This is a genomic window from Streptomyces sp. NPDC005566 (assembly GCF_040605575.1).
GTDB lineage: Bacteria > Actinomycetota > Actinomycetes > Streptomycetales > Streptomycetaceae > Streptomyces.
In genome coordinates this window covers 218,578-238,841 of record NZ_JBEXDB010000013.1, presented here as the reverse complement: position 1 = coordinate 238,841, position 20,264 = coordinate 218,578, and the positions used below count along the sequence as shown (strand labels likewise).

The window sequence follows — 20,264 nt, the reverse complement described above, 5'->3', positions numbered from 1 at the left end:
CGTCGCGGCTGGAGTGTCTACGGCTGGAGTGTCTTGCGGGACGGGACCACACCGCCGGCGACTGCCCGTTGGCGCGGGGCCGCCGTGCCCGTCCAGCACGTGCCCCGGCGGGTGACCAGGCGGCGGAGCCAGAGTTCCGTGGAAGCGAGGTCGGCCAGGCCGTCCAGGGGAAGCGGTTCGCCTTCGGACGCCGCGCGCAGCGCCTTGCGGACGACGCGGGCCTCGATCAGGCCCGCGTCGGCGAGCAGGGGCGCGTCGAAGAGCGCGATCAGCTCCGGGAGAGCGGCGCGCAGGCCGAGGCGGCCCGCCGCGGCCGACGTGGCCTGGGAGGGGGTGCCCCAGCCGGGCGGCAGGTCGTGGATGCCCGCGCCCGCGAGCACCCTGCGCAGGATCGCGGCCCGGGCTCCCGGCTGCACGCGCAGCGATTCGGGGAGCGCCCTGGCCGCCCGTACGACCTGGTTGTCGAGGAACGGGGCGTGCAGCCGCTGGCTGCGGATCTCCGCGACCTGTTCCAGGATGCGGTGGTCGGCCGCGTGCCGGGCCAGTGCCGCGCGGGCGCGGGCCTCTCCCGGGCGCTGCACCGATGTCGGCCGGATCGCCGCCTCCTGCAGCCGGACCGCTACCTCCGCGAGCGCCTCCCCGGTGAGCCAGCGTGCGGCCGGGCCCGGACGGGACCAGGCGAGGGAGGCGAGGGATGCCTCTGCCGGGGTGTCGAGGTCGGGCGCGTAGCGGTTGGCGTCGGGCAGCAGGCCAGCTGCTGTTTCGAGGCCGGTGCGGTACGAGGTGCGGGCGAGCCGACGGGCAGCGCGGTAGACGGCCAGCGGGACGAGCAGGGAGTGCGCGGAGGGCCCTTCGGCCTTGGCGAGGGCGGTGACGGGGCGCAGCAGGTGGCGTCTGCGCCGGTCCATGAGCAGGTCGGCCAGGCGGGCGGGGTGGGCGTCGAGTACCTGCCGGGCGCCATGGCCGACGAAGTGGTCGGCGCTGCCCGCGGACAGGCGGCGGCGGTGGCGCTCGGCGACGACGAGTGAGGGGGCGGGTTCGTCGGTGAGCGGGCCGTTCTCCAGCGCCGCGTAGGGCAGGGCCTCTTCGCCGGCCGCAACGACCACGTGGTGCAGGCGGGGGTTGGCGGCGATGACGCGGGCGCGTTCCAGTTCGTCCTCGCGGCCCTTGGTGGAGAGGTCGTTGAACGTGACCGCGAGCAGGCGCTCGCCGGCCCCGGTGCCGTGGCCGAGGACGGTGCCGGGCAGCCCGGGGAGTCCGGCGGCCAGCAGGGCGAGGGTGGCGGAGGCGCTGCCTCCGGAGAGGTCGGAGCCGATGCCGGGTACGGGCGCCCCGCGGGCGGCCCGGCGTTCGGCGGGCCCCATGCCGGGGACGGGTCCGGGGTCGGGCGGCAGGGTCTCCGGGGCGTGGCGTGGGGCGGTCAGCCGGGCGCGTACGGCTTCGACGAGCGCGTCCCGTACGCCCTCGACGGCGCTGACCGGGTCGACCTGGGGCGCCGCCACGGCGAGGGACGCCACCGCTTCGTATCCCGTGATCTCGCGGGAGCCCTCGCGGAGGATGAGCGCGTGGCCCGGCGGGATGCGCTTCACTCCGGCGTACGGCGTGCCGTTGCCCAGGGCTTCCGGTGTCTCCGGGCAGGCGAGCAGCGCGGCCAGGTGACCGATGTCCAGTTGGGCTTCGATGAGGTCGGCCAGCGGAAGGGCGGCGGTGGCGTACGCGGTTCCGTTGGCCCAGGGCGTGTGGAAGACGGGGCGGGCTCCGGCGATGTCGCCGGCGACGGTGATGCGGCGGCCGATCTGGACGACGGCCGTGTAGCTGCCGGGCCAGGCGGTGAGATGGCGCAGCGCCCCGCCGCGGGCGGCGAGCAGTCCGACGCGGAGCTGTTCGTCGGTGGCCCCGCAGCAGCCGAGGACCGCGAGCCGGGTGGTGGGCGCGCCCTCCTGGGTCGCGACCTTGATGATGCGGATCTCGTCCGGGCGCCAGTCGCCGACGGCCCAAAGCGGATCCGGGTCGCCCCACAGGAGTTGGGAGCCCACGGGGTGGACGGTGCGTCCCTCGCCGTGGTTGCCGACGGCACCTACGGTGCCGAAGCTCGCGGCGATACTGCTCCACCCCACCAACCAACGCATCGCCGCCTCCACAGGCTGTGGACGAACCGGCGTACCAGGACACGCGCACGCCGCTGCGGGACATGCTGCCACGACGGAGGCGCCCGGGAGGGGGTACGGGCAGCGCACACCGGATGCGCATGCGCCCCTGGCAAAGGCCCGGCGAAGCCCGCGACAACCGAACTGGTGCTTCAGGGAGTTGTGGTGTCCGGCCCCGGACACCTGCCGTGCCCCGGCCGCTGCACGGAACAGGCGGGATCCGGCCATAGCCGGACCGTTCCCCAACGCGTCGCCCGACCGGCGCTATTCGGCCATTCTCTGATCGCGATGCAACCGCGCGTTTCGCCTCCGGGGGCTCCACGAACGGTCCTGGACCACATCGGCCGGCGCATCCCCCCGGTGCGCCGGCCGACCTGTCCTGCCCCCCACCGGCTGCCGTTCAACACACAGTCCGGGAGGTGTTCGCCACCTCCCGGACCGGTTCGCCGCCCGCGGGGATTGGGGCGGCGGTCTCCCCCAGCCCGCTGAGTCCAGTGCAGCGGGCCGACCCACGCAGCACCAATGGAAGCGCTCCCGTACCGGCCGGACCAGAGCGCACGGCCGGGCGCACGGCCACACACCAGGAGCACGGCGGACACCTCCACCGCCGCCCCGCGGCCCGGTGCGGCGCACCTTCCCGTCCCGGGCGCGCATCCGGCGCCCGGGACGGACAAGGACCGCACAGTCCGCCCGCACGCACAACATTCCCGCCATACGGACGTCTGCCCCTTAACGGTAGGGATGCGGCGAACTACGCTGGGTTTACTGATGTTCTCGGCAGGGCGGCATATTCCACGGGGCTCGGCCAAATGCGTGTGCGGCCGGAGTGCCCGGGACCGTACCTGGGGAGAACACGGTACGAATGCCGCGCGCCTCACGGTGACGCGGCTGCCGTCTGTGTGTCGAGGGGTGGCGCATGTCCAGGGAGCAACGCGGGCCGAACGAGAAGCTCGGCACGGTTCTCGCCCTCGCGGGAATCAGTAACGCCGGGCTCGCCCGGCGGGTCAACGACCTCGGAGCGCAGCGCGGTCTGACTCTTCGCTACGACAAGACCTCGGTGGCCCGCTGGGTCGCCAAGGGAATGGTGCCGCAGGGTGCCGCGCCCCATCTCATCGCGGCGGCGATAGGGGCCAAACTCGGCCGCCCGGTGCCGCTGCACGAGATCGGGCTCGCGGACGCCGACCCGGCGCCGGAGGTCGGTCTGGCGTTCCCGCGCGATGTCGGCGAGGCGGTGCGGTCGGCGACGGATCTGTACCGGCTGGATCCGGCCGGGCGCAGGGGCGGCGGGATCTGGCAGTCGCTGGCGGGTTCCTTCGCCGTGAGCGCGTACGCGACGCCCGCGTCCCGATGGCTGATAACCCCCGCCGATCCATCGGTCGCACGGGACCCGTCGGCGGCCGAGGCCGCGATCCTCGGCGCACCGGGCGCACCCGGGGCGCAGGGCGGCGTGCCCGCCCAGCCGGGTCCGGACACGTCGTCCGACGTGTCGCCCCTGCGCGTCGGCCACAGCGACGTGGCCAAGCTGCGCGAGGCCGCCCAGGACGCCCGCCGCTGGGACTCCAAGTACGGCGGAGGGGACTGGCGTTCCTCCATGGTCCCGGAGTGCTTACGGGTCGACGCCGCACCTCTGCTCCTCGGCTCGTACAGCGACGAGGTGGGCCGGGCCCTCTTCGGCGCCTCGGCCGAACTGACCCGGCTCGCCGGGTGGATGGCGTTCGACACCGGCCAGCAGGAGGCCGCGCAGCGCTACTACATCCAGGCACTGCGGCTCGCCCGGGCCGCCGCCGACGTACCGCTGGGCGGATACGTGCTGGCGTCGATGTCCCTGCAGGCCACCTACCGCGGCTTCGCCGACGAGGGCGTCGACCTGGCGCAGGCGGCGGTCGAGCGCAACCGGGGTCTCGCCACCGCGCGGACCATGAGCTTCTTCCGCCTCGTGGAGGCCCGCGCCCATGCGAAGGCGGGCGACGCACCGGCCGCGGGGGCCGCGCTCAAGGCGGCGGAGAGCTGGCTGGAGCGTTCCCGGGCCGGCGACGCCGACCCGTCGTGGCTCGGTTTCTACTCGTACGACAGGTTCGCCGCCGACGCCGCCGAGTGCTACCGCGACCTGAAGGCCCCGCGGCAGGTGCGGCGCTTCACGGAGCAGGCCCTGTCCAGGCCGACGGAGGAGTTCGTCCGCTCCCACGGGCTGCGGCTCGTCGTGTCGGCGGTCGCGGAGCTGGAGTCGGGCAACCTGGACGCGGCGTGCGCGGCCGGGACACGGGCGGTCGAGGTGGCCGGGCGCATCTCCTCGGCGCGCACCACGGAGTACGTACGCGATCTGCTGCACCGCCTCGAACCGTACGGGGACGAGCCCCGTGTGGCCGAGCTCCGGGAACGGGCCCGGCCGCTTCTGGTGGCCCGGGCGTAGGCGGAACGCCGTAACGCCCCGGTATGCCCGGCCCGGGGGGACGGCTGCGGGACCACGACTCGCCACGCCCCCGCCTCCCCTGGTTTGAGCCCGTTGTCAGTGGGTCAGTGCACTATCGGGGTGGGAGGTGGCGTGATGACGCACGCGGCGTACGACTGCGATGTGCTGGTGATCGGCGGCGGGATCGTCGGTCTGTCGACCGCGTACGCGCTCACGCGCACCGCGCCCGGCACCCGGGTCACCGTGCTGGAGAAGGAGTGGGGGCCCGCCCGCCATCAGACGGGGCGCAACAGCGGGGTGATCCACAGCGGCATCTACTACCCCCCTGGATCCCTCAAGGCGCGCTACGCCGTGCGCGGCGCCGCGGAGATGGTCGACTTCTGTGCGCGTCACGGCATCGCGCACGCCGTGACCGGCAAGCTGATCGTCGCGACCGACAGCGGCGAGCTGCCCCGCCTGCACGGCCTGGTCCAGCGGGGGCGGGAGCACGGGCTGCCGGTCCGGGAGCTCGGCCCCGCCCAGATCGCGGAGTACGAGCCGCAGGTCCGCGGGCTCGCGGCGATCCGGGTCGGCACGACCGGGGTGTGCGACTTCGGGGCGGTGGCCGCACGTCTCGCGGCCGAGGTGGGCGGGGCGGGCGGGCAGGTCCGGTTCGGCGCGGAGGTCGTCGCCGTCGACCGGCGCCCCTGGGGTGTCGCCGTACGGACGGCCGACGGGCAGGTGGTCCGCGCCCGGGTGCTGGTCAACTGCGCGGGGCTGCACAGCGACCGGGTGGCACGGCTCGCGGGCGACGACCCCGGGGTGCGGATCGTGCCGTTCCGCGGGGAGTACTACGAGCTGGCGAGGCCGGAGCTGGTGCGCGGCCTGGTCTACCCCGTGCCGGACCCGGCGTTCCCGTTCCTCGGGGTCCATCTGACCCGGGGCGCCGACGGCACGGTCCACGTCGGACCGAACGCGGTGCCGGCGCTGGCCCGCGAGGGATACGGCTGGCCCGTCGTCCGCCCCCGTGAGCTGGCGTCCACCCTGAGCTGGCCGGGTTCCTGGCGAATCGCCCGGCGCCACTGGAGGTACGGGGCGGGCGAGGTGCACAGATCCCTGTCGAGGAAGGCGTTCACCCGGGCCGTCCAGCGACTGCTGCCCGAGGTGACGGAGGACGACCTGCGGCCGTCCCCGGCCGGAGTCAGGGCGCAGGCGGTGCTGCGGGACGGCACGCTCGTGGACGACTTCCTGATCCGCGAGGCACCGCACACCGTGCACGTACTGAACGCGCCGTCGCCCGCCGCCACGGCTTCCCTGCCCATCGGGAGGGAGGTGGCGCGACGGGCCCTGCTGCGGGCACGCGCGACGGGGTGGAAGCCGCCCGCCGTAGAATCCGGTCATTGTGTCTGAGCCTGTGAACCCCACCCCCAAGACGCCCGGCACCCCCGCGGACGCGGATGCCGAGGCCCGGCGCGCAGCATCCTTCGAGCGGCAGCGCAGACTCCGTCAGGAGCCCCGCTTCCCCGGCGGACCCGCTGCCGACCCGGCAGGATCCCACCACGAGCGCCGGATCCGCAGCTTCCAGCCGCGCCGCAGCAGGGTCACCGCCGGCCAGGAGGACGCCCTCCAACGGCTGTGGCCGAAGTGGGGCCTGGACATCGACGGCCTCCGCGTCCTCGATCTGCCCGAGCTGTTCGACGGCCTCCCGGTGGTCCTGGAGATCGGCTTCGGCATGGGCGAGGCCACCGCGCAGATGGCGGCCGACGACCCCGGCACCGGCATCCTGGCCGTCGATGTGCACACCCCGGGCCAGGGCAATCTCCTCGGTCTCGCAGACCGGGCAGGGCTGTCCAACATCCGCGTCGCCAACGGTGACGCGATCATCCTGCTGCGCGAGATGCTGGAGCCGCAGGCGCTCGACGGGCTCCGCGTGTACTTCCCCGACCCCTGGCCCAAGAAGCGGCACCACAAGCGCCGGCTGATCCAGCCCGAGTTCCTCGACCTGGTGGCGCAGCGGACGAAGCCGGGAGCGGTGATCCACTGCGCGACGGACTGGGAGCCGTACGCCGAGCAGATGCTCGACGTGCTGACGGCGCACCCCCTGTTCGAGAACACACAGGCGGACGGCGGCTACGCACCCCGCCCCCCGTTCCGGCCACTGACCCGCTTCGAGGGGCAGGGCCTGGACAAGGGGCACGTCGTGCAGGACGTTCTGTTCACCCGCCGCTGAGCCGGTGCGCGTACTGACGTGCTCCCCGGCCGCCCCCGGTCGGCGCCGGTCGCCGACGGCCGGCCCGCCGGCCTCCGGGGGTCGCTGATCAGCCACGGAACGGTGGCGCGCGCTGTGCACCATGGCCAGGTGTCAGTCCCTCTCGTTAGGGTCATCGGGTGTCCGAGGGGTACGAGCAGCACCAGCAGCCGGCCGTCCCGGTTCTCGAGGAGCAGCGGCTCGACGAGTTCCTGGGCGCCGTCCCGGAGCGCGGCCAGTGGCGCTACCGGCCGCGCCGCGTCGGCATGGTGTGGCGCAGCAAGGCCTTCCGCGCCGGTGCGGTGATCGTCGTGCTCGCTCTGTGCGGCCTGCTGATCCTGTCCATGGTCCGCGAACAGACCGGCACCGAGGGTTTCCTGGTCGGGCTGGGGCTGGCCGTTCTGCCCGTACCGCTGCTGATGGCGGCGTTCCGCTGGCTCGACCGGGTCGAGCCGGGCCCCTGGCGCAATCTGCTGTTCGCCTTCGCCTGGGGAGCGTGCGCCGCCGCGCTGGTGGCGATCATCGCGAACACGTTCGCTACCCGGTGGATCGCCACGGCCACCGCCGACCCGGCGAGCGCCGACACCCTGGGGGCCACGGTGATCGCCCCGGTCGTCGAGGAGAGCGCCAAGGCCGCCGCCGTCCTGCTGATATTCCTGTTCCGCAGACGGGAGTTCAGCGGCGTCGTGGACGGCATCGTGGTCGGCGGATTCACCGCGACCGGCTTCGCCTTCACCGAGAACATCCTCTACCTGGGCAACGCCTTCGGCGAGGACCAGCAGCTGGGCACCACGGGCCTCGCGTCGGTGACGGCAGGGACCTTCTTCGTACGGGTGGTCATGTCGCCGTTCGCGCACCCCCTGTTCACCGTGCTCACCGGCATCGGCTTCGGGATCGCGGCAGTGGCCGGGCGGCGCCACCGGGTGCGCCGGATCCTGCTGCCGGTCCTCGGCCTGCTCCTCGCCATGGGGATGCACGCCCTGTGGAACGGCTCGTCGGCCTTCGGCCCGTACGGCTTCTACGCGGTGTACGGGGTGTTCATGATGCCGGCCTTCGGCCTGGTGACCTGGCTGGCCGTCTGGACGCGCCAACACGAACTGCGCACCCTGGCCACCGAGCTGCCCGTCTACGCGGCGGCCGGCTGGCTGACGCCCGCCGAACCCCTGGCACTCGCCTCGATGCGGGCCAGGGGCATGGCCCGCGACATGGCACGGCACTGGCACGGAACCTCCGACCGGGCCCGGGGCAAGGCAGCGGCACAGGAGGTCGCGGAGTACGAGGCGTTCGCGACCTCCCTGGCGGTGCTGCGCCGGAGAGCCCGCCGCGACACACCCGGCCCGGACTTCGCCGAGCGCGAGCAGGAGCTGCTGCACCACCTGTGGCAGCGCCGGGAGGTCGCCGGCCCTGCCCTGACGTACGCGGCCCACGCGACGGGCCGGTACCGGGCCCTGCGCGGCGCGGCGTCCATGGGCCCGGCCGCGGTTCCGTCCCCCCGCAGGTTCCCGCAGCCGGACCCGTACCAGCAGCGGCCCGCCCCGTATCCGCAGCAGCTCCCCGCACCCCACCGGCACTACGGCGGGTACAACCCGTATCTGCACGACGGTCACCAGCAGAACGGCCGGCCACCCCCCGCGTAACCGGGCGAGGTGTCAGGCGGATGCTTCGGTGAGGTCCGCGAGGTCCTCGTCGGTCAGCCGCAGGTCTGCCACCGCCACCAATGCGGGCACCTGCCCGACCGTGCGGGCGGACGCGATCGGCGCGGCGACGGTCGGCCGGGCGGCAAGCCAGGCCAGCGCGACCGTGGCGATCTCCGCGTCGTGCTCCTGGGCCGCCCTGTCGAGCGCCGCGAGCACCTTGCGGCCGCGTTCCGACTCCAGGTGCCTGGCCGCGCCGTCGGCCCGCGCGCTGTCGACCGCTGTGCCGGGCCGGTACTTGCCGGTGAGGAAGCCCGAGGCCAGTGCGAAGTACGGGACGGCGGCGAGGCCCGCCTTCGCCGCCGTGTCCTGGAGCTCGCCCTCGTAGGTGTCGCGCGAGACGAGGTTGTAGTGCGGCTGCAGCGCGACGTAGCGGGCGAGGCCCTCGCGCTCGGAGAACTCCAGGGAGGCCCGGAGCCGCTCGGGGCTGATGTTGGAAGCGGCGATCTCACGCACCTTGCCCTCCTTCACCAGCTGGTCGAGCGCGGTGATGATCTCCTCCACGGGGACGGTCTCGTCGTCGAAGTGCGTGTAGTAGAGGTCGATGTGGTCGGTGCCGAGCCGGCGCAGCGAGGCCTCGGCGGCGCCCTTGATGGTCGCGCCGGCGAGCCCCTTGAACTCGGGGTGGGCGCCGACCTTCGTGGCGACGACGATGTCGGAGCGGTTGGAGCGCGACGCGAGCCACTTGCCGACGAGCGTCTCCGACTCGCCGCCTTCGTTGCCCGGGGCCCAGGCGGAGTACGAGTCGGCCGTGTCGATGAAGTTGCCGCCGGCCGCGGCGTACGCGTCCAGGACGGCGAAGGACCCGTCCTCATCGGCCGTCCAGCCGAAGACGTTGCCGCCCAGTGCGAGCGGGAAGACCTGGAGGCTCGAGGAACCGAGTGTGCGGAGTGAAGTCATACCTGGAACAAACCAGTCCGCTCAGGCGACTATTCCGATGGATGCGGACCACGGGCAGACCGGCAGCCCTGACGTCGGGGGGGTGCGCCAGGGCCGCCGGAGTTCAGGTGGGCCGTCCGCCGGGGTTCAGCTGACCCGTCCGCCCGCGCGAACGCTCGGCGGAGAACCGGGGAAGCCGCCCGCCCGCGCGAACGCTCGGCGGAGAACCGGGGAAGGCCCGACGGAAGCACCTCCGAGCAGCACGGAGAACCGGCGAGGGCTCGGCGGAAGCGCCGCGGAGCCCTCGGACCGGGAGTACTCAGATGGAGAGGCCCTTGCTGCGCAGCCAGCTCATCGGGTCGATGCCCGAGCCGTCCGCGGTGTGGACCTCCAGGTGGAGGTGAGGGCCGGTCACATTGCCGGTGGCGCCCACGCGGCCGATGGTCTCACCGGTGGTGACCCGCTGGCCGGCGGTGACGTCCATCGAGGACTGGTGGCTGTACGAGATCTCCGTACCGTCGTCCAGCTCGATGACGGTGTGGTACCCGTACGAACCCGACCAGCCCGCCGACTTCACCGTGCCGCTGTGCACAGCCTTGATCGGGGTGCCCGTAGGCGCCGCGAAGTCGAGACCGGTGTGGTAGCCGGAGGACCACATCGAACCGGCCTGGCCGAAGGTCGAGGTGATCGTGTACGAGGAGGTCGGGAGGGCGTAGCTGGCGGCGAGCTTGGCGAGGCGCTCGGCCTCGGCCTTCTTCTTCGCCGCGATCTCCGCAGCCTTCTTCTCGGCGGCGGCCTTCGCCTCGGCGTCGCTCTGCTGCTTCGCGGCCTTGGCGGCCGCCTCCTCGGCTGCCGCCTTCTCCTCCGCGGCCTTGGCCTCGGCCTCGGCTCCGGCCTGCTGCTGCTCGGCCTGCTGGAGGATGCGGGCGCGCAGCGCCTCACCGGCGTTGCTCGTGCCCTGCTCGGCCTCGGCGGCCGTGATGCCGGCGGTGGTGAGCGGGGAGGCCGTGGCGACGGTGCCGTTGTCCGCGGAGTCGTCCGACATGAACGCGCTCACGCCGGGCAGGGACTTGGCGTCGGGGAGATTGTCCGCGATGGAATCGGGAAGGGAAATGGAGACCGGCGGCTTGCTCTGCGCAGTGGCCATGCCACCCGCGCCGACGGCCGCGATGACGCCGACACCGAGGACGGTGGAGCTACGGGCGAGGCCACGCTGCTTGGCTACGCGGTGCCTGCCGCGTACGGGACGGATGGACTCCTCGGTGGGGTTCCATTCCTCCCATGTCCTGCCCTCGTCACCGAAGCTGTCGGACCTGAAGGGTGACGGGGCCTCGGGGGCAGGCTGATTGGACGCCACGTGGGCGCACTCCTTTCCTTCCTTCTCGCCTACCGGGTTAGCTGACGGGTTCGGAGCAGGAAGGTCTCCTACGGGCCCCTCTGCCTCTCACGAGACACAGGTGTCCGATTCACCCCATGTAGGTGGTTCCCCGGTTTCCTTGCGGAATTCGGCGCTCGCGCACGGTGCCGCCTCTTGCGACGACTGGGACAACCGCGCTGCGTTATCGAACGTTAATAGACACACGGGCCCGATTCCAAGCTGTTCCCGTTGATCATTCACGGCTTTGACGTGGACTTTCATGGAATTAACGGTCCGAAACGGGCGAGTTGAGTATTCCCCGCCGGGGCATCAGTTTCTGACGTTGCATCACATGTTATGCGGAGCGGCGTCCTTCGACTACACACCGTGGCAACCGCTCATCCATCGCCTCGCCCCACGATCTTCACAGTCGTCCGCCGCTCCGGCTGCCCCCGGGCGGGCCGGCCGACCGCGAGCAGCGCCATGTCGTCCACGGCATGGCCCCCCGTGTGGAGCCGCACGTCGTCGGTGAGCGCCGAGAGCAGTTCGTCGGGCCCCGGGAAGATCCGGCCGCGCAGCCGGGCCGCCGGGTCGTAGAAGACCCCGTCCGCGTCCCGCGCTTCGGAGAGGCCGTCCGTGAACACCAGGAGCGTCGCCCCGGCAGGCAGCTCCCACTCGTCCGACCGGTCCGGCCACACCCCCAGGTCCATCCCGATCGGCAGCGCGGGCGCGGTCGGCGCCAGCACCTCGAGCGCCCCGTCCGTGTGCAGCAGGATCGGCTCGGGGTGGCCGCGGTTGACGATCCGCAGCCTGCCCGAACCCACCGGGATCTCGGCGAGCACGGCGGTGACGAACCCCTCCATGGAGTCGAGCCCGCCGCGCCGTGTCCCCTCCCGCGCCAGCGCCCGCTCCAGCCGCTGCGCCACGCCCTCCAGCGACAGCTCCTGCTCGGCGGCCTCCCGGAACGCCCCGATCACCACGGCCACCGCCTCCACGGCGGCCAGCCCCTTGCCCCGTACGTCCCCGACGACCAGCCGCACCCCGTGCGGGGTGTCCGCGACGGCGAACAGGTCACCGCCGACGAACTCGTCCGCCTGCGCCGCCTCGTACCGCGCCGCAACCAGCAGCCCGCCGATCCGGTCCTCCGGTGTCGGGAGCACCGCGCGCATCGCGGTCTCCGCGATGACCCGGGCGGAGGCCAGCTGCTCGTTGCTGCGCCGGACGACGCCGTTGATGACGACGGCGAGCGCGGAAACGGTGACCAGGGTGATCAGCTCGGTGACCGGGGCGACGTCCGAGATGGTGTCGTCGTACAACCGGATGGCCAGGACCGTCAGGATCGCGGCCACAGCCGTACGGATCGTGCTCGCCAGCGAGAAGAACGGTGCGGCGATCAGCGGGGCCGCCGCGAACAGGGGGACGGCACTGACCTCGGGCGGCGTAGCGAGGTCGAAGACCAGCCCGGCCGCGATCATCAGAGCGGGCAGCAGACGTACGAACCGCCGCGTGCGGGCACCTCCAGCAGCTCCGCCGCGCCGCCTCTCCCGCTTCCCCACCTGTGCACTCCTGCCCGGTCCGCCCACGGCTGCGGACGGTACCGCGCTCCACCCAGGCTGGCCGGAGCCGCGCCGTGAGGCGACTCGTCGTCGGCCAAAGGGAGGAGCGCCGAGCGCCGCGCCCCGATGGTCAGTCGGAGAGCCTGCGCTGCGCGTAGATCGTCAGTGCATCCCGTACGAAGACGGCGGTGCCGTCTCCGTACCGATCGTAGTTCTTCCCGAAGCGGGGATCGGCGACGTACATCTCCCCCAGGCCGATCACGTACGACCGGGTGGCCGTCGTGGTCACCGACAGCCACGCGCAGTGCCGCCGCGCGATGTCCTGCACCGGCTCGTCGGCCGGGTCCATGCCCGCCGCCCTGGCCTGCCCGTAGTCACGGGCGATGGCCTCGTGCGCGGCCTGGAAGCTGTCGCGCTCCGCCCGGCTCAGCGAGCGCCACCACCGGTCGCCCTTCTCGTACGCGTCCCGGCCCCAGCGCTCGGTGACCTCCTGCTCGTACACCGTGTGATCAAAGCCGTCGAACACTTCCTCGGCCATGAGCTCTCTTCCCTCCTCGGTCTTGTGGAGAGTGGTCCGCACCGAGGCGATCTGCCGCCCGATGCGCTCCCGCTCCTGCTCCAGCAGGCGCAGATGCGCCCGGAGCGCCACCGACGTGTCCCGCTGCCCCTCGAGTACGTCCTTGATGGCGGGCAGCGAAAGGCCCAGTTCCCGCAACAGCAGGATGCGCTGCAGCCGGACGAGGGCGTCCTGGTCGTAGTAGCGGTAGCCGTTGGACCCGATCCGGCTCGGCACGAGGAGACCGAGATCTCCGTAGTGCCGGAGCGTTCGGCTCGTGGTGCCGGCTTTCCTGGCGATTTCCTGGATGGACCACTCCATGCCGAGAACGCTAGATCTTTACGTTGCGTCAAGGTCAAGCACGGCAACCGTGGCGTACGGAGGCATACGACAGAGGCCCGGATCCTCGAAAGGATCCGGGCCTCTGTCGTTCAGTAGCGGGGACAGGATTTGAACCTGCGACCTCTGGGTTATGAGCCCAGCGAGCTACCGAGCTGCTCCACCCCGCGTCGTTGTGAGTGCAACACTACGCCATCCGCGACGGGGTTCCGACCACTTGTCGCCGCGACCCCGGCACCGGGCCCGGTGCCGCCCGGACGACGGAGTGTCCGGGCGCCCGGAGGATCTGCGGCACGGTGCGTATGCCCCCGTGGCCGCGGGCAGGCCGGAATGCGCGGCTCCGCCAGCGGCGGGACGCTGGATCCATCAGTCCTGCGGTGTCCGCTTCCGCTTGCGACCGAGGCTGCCGGAGCGCCGGCGCGAACCCGCACCGAAGGCCCTGCACAGGCAGACCGGGCGGGTGCGGCACACGCTTCGACAAGGAGACGGTCATGGACGGCACCACACTCGAAACGATGCGGACCGAACTGCGCGGCCCGGTCATCGGCCCGGACGACCCGGAGTACACACGGGCCCGCACGATCTACAACGCCATGATCGACCGGAGACCGGCCGCCGTGGTCCGGTGCCACGACACGGCGGACGTCATGGCAGCCGTCGACTTCGTACGCACGCACGGCCTCGATGTGGCAGTGCTGGGCGGCGGACACAGCGGCCCCGGTCTCTGCCTCGCCGACGACGCCGTCACGATCGACCTGTCGCCGATGCGCGGCGTACGCGTCGACCCCGCCACCCAGACCGCGCAGGTCGACGGCGGGGCGAAACTGGGCGACCTCGACCACGCCGCCCACGCGTTCGGCCTCGGAACCCCGGCGGGCATCATGTCCACGACGGGAGTCGGGGGCCTCACCCTCGGCGGCGGACACGGCTACCTCACCCGCAAGTACGGCCTCACCGCGGACAATCTGGTGTCCGCCGACGTCGTCCTGGCCGACGGCGGCTTCGTCACGACGAACGCGAGCGAGAACGCCGACCTGTTCTGGGCGCTGCGCGGCGGCGGCGGGAACTTCGGCATCGTGACGTCGTTCGACTTCGAGCTGCACCCCGTGGACACCGTGGGGGCCGGCATCACCGTGTGGCCGCTGGACCTCCTCCCCGACGTCATGCGGTGGTACCGCGAGTTCCTGCCGCAGGCGCCCGACGACCTCTACGGTTTCTTCGCGTCGATGACCGTCCCGCCCGCGCCCCCGTTCCCGGAGGAGCTCCACGGACAGAAGGTGTGCGGCGTCGTCTGGTCCTCGACGGCGGACCCCGACGCCCTGGGCGACACCCTCGCGGTCGTGAACGAACCGGGGACGCCCGCCTTCCACTTCACGGCGCCGATGCCCTACCCGGCGCTGCAGACCCTGTTCGACGAGCTGATCCCCGCGGGCCTCCAGTGGTACTGGCGCGGCGCCTTCTTCGACCGCATCACGGACGACGCCGTCGACGTACACGCCAGGTACGCGGAAGCACTCCCCACCGGCCTGTCGACCATGCACCTCTACCCCGTCGACGGGGCCGCGGGCCGTGTCGGGGCCGACGACACCGCATGGGCCTACCGCGACGCCGTGTGGTCGGGTGTCATCGCCGGCATCGACCCCGCTCCGGACAACGCCGAGGCGCTGCGGCAGTGGGCCGTGGACTACTGGGACGCGCTGCACCCGCATTCCATGGGCGGCACGTACGTGAACTTCATCGGCGCGGGCGAGTCCCCCGACCGGGTCCGGGCCACCTACCGCGGCCACTACGACAGGCTCGCCGAGGTCAAGCAGGCCTACGACCCGCACAATCTCTTCCACGCAAACCAGAACATCGAGCCCAACCCGGGTCACTGACCCTCACACCGACCACGGCAATACAGAGGGAAAGCCGTGCTCCGAGGGTTACAGTCTGCATGCACCGCATGATGATCCGGCCGCCCCCGGAGCGGCGCGACACCGGAAGCGGCACATTCGTCGTCGTACCGGTCGGGACCAGTCCGGCATCACACCATCGGCTCGGTCACGGGGCTCTCACCGCACATCTACGTACAGGACACTCCATGACCGACATGCCCGCACGCACGACGCAGCGGCACTCCAACGGCACGGCCGCGGACACGGGCGCGCAGCTCGCCGCCCCGGGCACGGCTGCTCCCCTGCCCTCTCCGCAGTACGCCGGCCTGTTCATCGAGCCCGACCTGCCGCCGCTCCTCGACGAACCCGAGTGAGCGACGGGCCGGGGCGGTCCGAGGCGCCGGACGAACAGTGGGGCGCTGTGAGCGACAGGGCCGACTGATCGGCAGGGCCCTGTGCGCAAGGGGCCCGAGTGACCGGCCGGGCCGCATGGTCGTTGGAGGACCATGCGCATCCGAATCGCCGTCGTCGCCCTCGGAGCGGCCCTCCTGCTCGCCGCGTACCTGTCGAGCATCCCGTCCGAAGCCGAGACCGAAGCGGCCTGTCAGCGTGCCCTCGACAACACGTCGACCGCCACCCTCCGGCCCGACATCTGCCTGGACGTGTCCGCCGACACCTACCGGACCTTCCTCCTGATGTACGCGTTGCGGGCGGAAGGCCTCGACTAGGGCCTGCCCACGCGCGCCGCTCCCTGCTCCAGAACGAAAGACCCCAGGACCTGCCCACGCGCTCCGCCAGGAAGTCCTCCCACGTCCGCGTGCCCGTATCGGCGCCTTCGAGGGACAGGTTCTCGCCGGCACGGTAGTCGCGGCCCGCCTTTCCGGGCATCCGGACCGGCACCGACATCCGGCGCTTGCCCCGCGCCCGCAGGTAGCCACGCCGCCTTTCCTCGCAGGCGCTCACCTTCGGACAGCTGTCCCGCCGTCGACGTACTGTCCGACCCTGAACGGCCGGGCGCCCCGCTCACGCTCGTGGCGGGGCGCCGTGCGGTTGGCAGGTTGCCGGGCGTCAGCTGCCCTGCTGCTGCTTCCACTCCGCCTGGGCCTCGTTGAGCCGCTCGGCCAGGGAGCCCAGGAACTCCTCGGCGCTCATCTTGCCGAGCAGCACCTTCTGGAAGTTCGGCTCACTGTCCGCCTTGGACAGGGTGTTCCAGTCGGGCAGGTAGTACGGAAGCTGGACGATCTTCGTGCTGCCGGAGAACAGCGCCTCGGCGCCGAGCTTCGTGGTCTCCGACGTGTCGATCCAGTCGTCCCCGGCGGCTTCCTCGTTGGCGGGTATCAGGCCCGCCGACTCGCTGAACTTGGAGTTCGCCGCGTGGGAGGCGGCGTACTCGATGAACTTCCAGGCCGCCGCCTTGTTCCCGGACGACTTGAACAGGCCCAGGCCGGAGACCGGATTGGAGACCATCACCCGCGTCCCGTCGGCCAGTTCGGGCTGCGGGATGCCGCGGAACCTGTCGGCGCCCAGCGTGCTCACGTGGTCCTGGTAGGAGCCCAGGTTGTGGTTGAGCATGCCGATGTCGCCGGAGTCGAACTGGGCGACCATCTTGGTGAAGTCGTTGTTGAGGTCGGCCTCGGGAGTGGCCTTCTTGTACAGGCCGACGTACTTCTCCAGCGCCGCGACGTTCTCCGGGTCGTCGACCGTGGTCTTCTCCCCGGCCGCGTCCCAGAAGGAGTCGATGCCGGACTGCCCGTACATCGCGTCCAGAGCCTGGGCGATGGAGCCGGGGCCGCCGCGGATCGTGTACCCGAAGACGTTCTTCTTCCTGTCCGTCAACTTCGCGGCGGCCTCGTAGAACTCGTCCCAGGTGCCGGGCTCGCCCAGGCCCGCCTTCTTGAACAGGTCGGTGCGGTAGTAGAGGACGCCGTTGGTGGCGGAGATCGGCACCGTGTACATGGCGTCCCGGCCGCCGGCGGCCTTCACGTTCTCGATCATCGCCTCGTTGAGCTTGCCGCTGAGGCTGCTCCTGCCGAACCGCTCGTCCAGCGGCTCGAGCGCGTCCTGCGCGGCGATGCCGGCGACCATCGCCGCCCCCACACCGCCGACGTCCGGCAGGCCGCCGCCCTGGATGGCGGTGTCGTACTTGGACTGCGCCTCCGTGGAGGCCAGGCCCACGTACTCCACATCGACATCCGGGTTGGCCTTCTCGAAGTCGGCGATGATCTCCTTCCAGACCGCCGTACGGACCCCTCCGTTCTCGTCCCAGAAGACGATGTGTCCGGTGCCCTTGCCTTCGCTTCCCGTCGCTCCGGCCATGCCGCTGCCGTCGTCACCGCAGGCAGTCGCGGTCAGGGCCAGGGCGGAAGCCAGCGAGATCGCGGAGGCGAGGCGGCGGCTGCGGTGCTTGCTCATGGGTCGGCTCTCTTCTCTGAGTGCTCACGGTCAGGGGTCCCCGGGGCGGGCGGGTCACCGCGGGCCGGAGCCGTACGGGACGCGCCCGGGGCGCCGTCGGGGGAATCGGAGGTGGTCTGTCAGCCCTGCACGGCGGGCGACGTCCGCGCCGCGCAGGACCGCGGCCGTCTGCCCGAACCGGCCGGGCCCTTCGGAGCCGGCTCGCGGCGCAGCCGTCCGGTGCGGGAGGGGGCAGGGCTCGGGCCTGTCTGCATGGCGGATCTCAGATCTCTTGTATCGCGTCTCATATATGACATACGAAGAACAACGCGATGAAGGTAAGTCGGCCCGGTGCCGTCGTCAATGCGCTGGACAAAAGAAGTTCCCGCAGGCCCGGCGGAGACGCGGGGAGCGAGGGGCAAGGGGCGAGGGGCTCAACTCCCCCCTCAGGAGGGGTTCCACGACGGAACGCCGCTCAAGGCGCCAGGAACGACGAAGCGCCCCGGCCGGCCGAAGCCGGTCGAGGCGCTGAGCCGCAGACCGGAGGGGGCTACCCCTCCCTGCGTCGCGTAGGCCGTGTGGGACTCGAACCCACAACCAACGGATTAAAAGTCCGCTGCTCTGACCAATTGAGCTAACGGCCCCTGAGCGATCACCCCCCGAGCATAGCCCGCCCGGGCCCGGCAGCCGATCGGGTATCGGGTGCCGGGCCCTGTCATGCCGGGACCTGGGGGATCAGCCGGCCGTTTCGTCCGTGATCACGGCCTTGTGGCCGGGATCGGATGGCTTGAGGAACCAGTGGCGGGCCGATGCCAGCCACCAGGTGGCTGCGAAGCCGAGCACCACCAATACGGCCAGCGGTGCGTAGTTGAAGGTCTCCCAGGTGACGGGGGACACCTGGGGCAGCATGAACAGCACCGTGATCACCGCGACCCAGGCCACCGCGACGATGCCGATGGGGCGGGACCAGCGGCCCAGGTGCCAGGGCCCCGGGGTGAAGTCGTCACCGCGCAGCAGGCGGAGCAGGGTCGGGATGACGTAGGCGATGTAGAGGCCGATGACCGCGATGGACGTCACGGCGGCGTACGCGGTGACGTTGATCAGGTACGGCAGTCCGAGCGCCAGGGCGCCGAGCGCCGCCAGCCAGACCGCCGCCACGGGGGTGCGGGTACGGGGACTGACCGTGTGCCAGACACGGGAGAAGGGCAGTGCTCCGTCGCGCGAGAAGGCGTAGATCATGCGGCTGTTGGCGGTGACCGAGGCCATACCGCAGAACAGCTGGGCGCCGATGACGACGAGCAGCAGGAGCTTGCCGGTGGTGGCGCCGAGCGCGTCCAGGAGGATCTGGGCGGGCGGGGCGCCGGTCGGGGAGCTCAGGGCGCCGTCGTACGACTGGATGGCGAAGGTGAAGCCGAGCAGCAGCACGAAGCCGGCGATCCAGGAGGTCCAGATGGACTGCACGATGCCGCGCGGGCCCGCCACGGCCGCGTCGTGGGTCTCCTCCGTCATGTGGGCCGAGGCGTCGTACCCGGTGAAGGTGTACTGGGCCATCAGCAGGCCGATCATCACCACGTAGAAACTGCTGTCCCAGCCGGTGTTGTTGACGAACTCGGTGAAGACGAACGACGCCGACTGGTGCGAGTCCGGTACGAAGGTGAGGGCGCCGACGATGACGGCGACACCGACGACGTGCCACCAGACGCTGACGTTGTTGAGTACGGCGACGATGCCGACGCCGAAGGTGTTCAGCAGTCCGTGCAGGATGAGGATCGCCGCGAACAGCAGGATCGTGCGGCCCGGAGTGATCTCGAAGCCGAACTGGAGGTTCAGGTACGCCCCGAGGAAGGACGCCGCCCCGAAGTCGATCCCGGCGGTGACAGCGACCTGACCGAGCACGTTGAACCAGCCGGCGAACCACGCCCACGCCGCCGCCGAGCGCGGTGGGGCGAGGCGGTGGGCCCAGAAGTACAGGCCCGCGGACGTCGGGTACGCCGAACAGATCTCCGCCATCGCGAGGCCGACGAACAGCGTCATCAGGCCGACGCCGACCCAGCCCCACGTGATGAGGACCGGGCCGCCGGTGTTCATGCCGAACAGGTACAGCGTCAGGCAGCCGGAGAGCACGGAGATGATCGTGAACGAGACGGCGTAGTTGGAGAAGGCGGACATCCGGCGCGCGAGCACCTGGGTGTAGCCCAGCTGGGCCAGCCGCTCCTCGTCCGTGGTGGGGGCGGCGGGGACCGACGAGACGTCTGGTGGGGGCTTCGCGACTGCTGCTTCGTCGTTTGTCATGCCCCCAGCGATGCCCTCGCCGGGGGCACACCATGCGCCCCTCGCCCCGCCCGTTGCGGCGCACGGGCCTCTCGTTCGGATCTTGCTGGGCTCGCGTGCCCTGGCACGCACCCTGGTCCAGCCTGAGCCGAACGGGAGACCCTAGAAGACCGTGGGGTAGACCATCCACCCCGGGCCGACCTTGGCCCGCGCCGCGAACCTGCCCGTCCCCGTGCCGTTGTACCGCCAGAGCACCCCGGCCTTGTCCCTGGCGAGCAGGTCGTTCCTGCCGTCGCCCGTGATGTCACCGACCGCCGCGAGCGCGTTGAACGCCTGCCCGCCGGGGCCGATCCGCACTTTGGGCGCGACCCTGCCTCGGGGTTCCTCCCCTGGACTGATGAGCACGCAGGCATGGAGGAGGAAGGAACAGCTGTCATCGAGACTGGACGGCTTCCGGGCGCACTTGGCCGCTCGGGCCTGCCCCCCCGGCACGTAGCCCCCACGCGAGTGGACGGATCCTGACAGGATCTTCACAGAAGCAGAGAGAGCTTTCGAACCCG

At 71.7% G+C, this 20,264-nt stretch carries 15 protein-coding genes, 2 tRNA genes, 1 pseudogene and 1 riboswitch; of the genes and pseudogenes, 7 read left to right on the top strand and 11 right to left on the bottom strand.

Features of this window, described 5'->3' with window-relative positions:
• Positions 1-17 precede the first annotated feature (17 nt).
• Entirely contained in the window at positions 18-2,129 is a 2,112-nt protein-coding gene (locus ABZS61_RS22035; RefSeq protein ID WP_356423678.1) for an asparagine synthase-related protein, read from the bottom strand.
• 934 nt (positions 2,130-3,063) lie between these two features.
• Here ABZS61_RS22035 and ABZS61_RS22030 point away from each other — a divergent pair.
• The 4 genes from ABZS61_RS22030 to ABZS61_RS22015 all read left to right on the top strand — a co-directional run bounded on the left by ABZS61_RS22030 (position 3,064) and on the right by ABZS61_RS22015 (position 8,421).
• On the top strand, positions 3,064-4,557 hold the full coding sequence (locus ABZS61_RS22030; RefSeq protein ID WP_356423676.1) for a sporulation protein: 1,494 nt from the start codon (positions 3,064-3,066) through the stop codon (positions 4,555-4,557).
• Positions 4,558-4,689: 132 nt separating this feature from the next.
• A complete protein-coding gene (lhgO, locus tag ABZS61_RS22025; RefSeq protein ID WP_356423674.1) occupies positions 4,690-5,946 on the top strand; it encodes an L-2-hydroxyglutarate oxidase in 1,257 nt (418 codons plus the stop codon).
• Complete coding sequence (gene trmB, locus ABZS61_RS22020) at positions 5,939-6,766, top strand: tRNA (guanosine(46)-N7)-methyltransferase TrmB (protein ID WP_356423672.1); 828 nt, start codon at positions 5,939-5,941, stop codon at positions 6,764-6,766. Before lhgO ends, trmB begins: the two co-directional genes overlap by 8 nt.
• A 158-nt stretch (positions 6,767-6,924) precedes the next feature.
• Positions 6,925-8,421 carry a PrsW family intramembrane metalloprotease gene (locus ABZS61_RS22015; RefSeq protein ID WP_356423669.1) on the top strand — a complete coding sequence of 499 codons (1,497 nt, stop codon included), beginning with the start codon at positions 6,925-6,927 and terminating at the stop codon, positions 8,419-8,421.
• A gap of 12 nt (positions 8,422-8,433) precedes the next feature.
• Here ABZS61_RS22015 and ABZS61_RS22010 read toward each other — a convergent pair whose 3' ends face one another.
• From ABZS61_RS22010 to ABZS61_RS21990, 5 genes are all read right to left on the bottom strand, one after another.
• A complete protein-coding gene (locus ABZS61_RS22010) occupies positions 8,434-9,378 on the bottom strand; it encodes an aldo/keto reductase (RefSeq protein ID WP_356423666.1) in 945 nt (314 codons plus the stop codon).
• 298 nt (positions 9,379-9,676) lie between these two features.
• Positions 9,677-10,714 carry a M23 family metallopeptidase gene (locus tag ABZS61_RS22005; protein ID WP_356423663.1) on the bottom strand — a complete coding sequence of 346 codons (1,038 nt, stop codon included), beginning with the start codon at positions 10,712-10,714 and terminating at the stop codon, positions 9,677-9,679.
• 11 nt (positions 10,715-10,725) lie between these two features.
• A riboswitch (cyclic di-AMP (ydaO/yuaA leader) is annotated at positions 10,726-10,878 on the bottom strand.
• Positions 10,879-11,112: 234 nt separating this feature from the next.
• Positions 11,113-12,270 (bottom strand): PP2C family protein-serine/threonine phosphatase, encoded by a 1,158-nt coding sequence (locus ABZS61_RS22000; protein ID WP_356423660.1) that lies wholly within the window; start codon positions 12,268-12,270, stop codon positions 11,113-11,115.
• 130 nt (positions 12,271-12,400) lie between these two features.
• Positions 12,401-13,147 (bottom strand): MerR family transcriptional regulator, encoded by a 747-nt coding sequence (locus tag ABZS61_RS21995; RefSeq protein WP_356423657.1) that lies wholly within the window; start codon positions 13,145-13,147, stop codon positions 12,401-12,403.
• A 114-nt stretch (positions 13,148-13,261) separates the two neighbouring features.
• Positions 13,262-13,335: transfer RNA gene (locus tag ABZS61_RS21990), tRNA-Met, on the bottom strand.
• 321 nt (positions 13,336-13,656) lie between these two features.
• Between ABZS61_RS21990 and ABZS61_RS21985 the strand changes: the two genes are divergently transcribed.
• The 3 genes from ABZS61_RS21985 (at position 13,657) to ABZS61_RS21975 (ending at position 15,770) form a co-directional block, all read left to right on the top strand.
• Positions 13,657-15,042: an FAD-binding oxidoreductase gene (locus tag ABZS61_RS21985; protein ID WP_356423654.1), complete on the top strand. Its 1,386-nt coding sequence runs from the start codon at positions 13,657-13,659 to the stop codon at positions 15,040-15,042.
• Between the two features lie 206 nt (positions 15,043-15,248).
• Positions 15,249-15,416, top strand: coding sequence for a hypothetical protein (locus tag ABZS61_RS21980; RefSeq protein ID WP_356423651.1), 168 nt, complete (start codon positions 15,249-15,251; stop codon positions 15,414-15,416).
• A gap of 132 nt (positions 15,417-15,548) precedes the next feature.
• Complete coding sequence (locus ABZS61_RS21975) at positions 15,549-15,770, top strand: hypothetical protein (protein WP_356423648.1); 222 nt, start codon at positions 15,549-15,551, stop codon at positions 15,768-15,770.
• 58 nt (positions 15,771-15,828) lie between these two features.
• On the opposite strand, the pseudogene ABZS61_RS21970 reads toward ABZS61_RS21975, so the two are convergent.
• The 5 genes and pseudogenes from ABZS61_RS21970 to ABZS61_RS21950 form a co-directional block, all read right to left on the bottom strand.
• Positions 15,829-15,981 (bottom strand): annotated as a pseudogene (locus ABZS61_RS21970) (NAD-dependent epimerase/dehydratase family protein); the annotation flags it as partial.
• A 129-nt stretch (positions 15,982-16,110) separates the two neighbouring features.
• Complete coding sequence (locus ABZS61_RS21965; RefSeq protein WP_356423644.1) at positions 16,111-17,454, bottom strand: sugar ABC transporter substrate-binding protein; 1,344 nt, start codon at positions 17,452-17,454, stop codon at positions 16,111-16,113.
• 549 nt (positions 17,455-18,003) lie between these two features.
• Positions 18,004-18,077: transfer RNA gene (locus ABZS61_RS21960), tRNA-Lys, on the bottom strand.
• Positions 18,078-18,168: 91 nt separating this feature from the next.
• Positions 18,169-19,725 (bottom strand): amino acid permease, encoded by a 1,557-nt coding sequence (locus tag ABZS61_RS21955; protein WP_356423641.1) that lies wholly within the window; start codon positions 19,723-19,725, stop codon positions 18,169-18,171.
• Between the two features lie 141 nt (positions 19,726-19,866).
• Positions 19,867-20,109, bottom strand: a complete 243-nt coding sequence (locus tag ABZS61_RS21950) for a hypothetical protein (RefSeq protein WP_356423638.1) — start codon at positions 20,107-20,109, stop codon at positions 19,867-19,869.
• Positions 20,110-20,264: the final 155 nt, after the last annotated feature.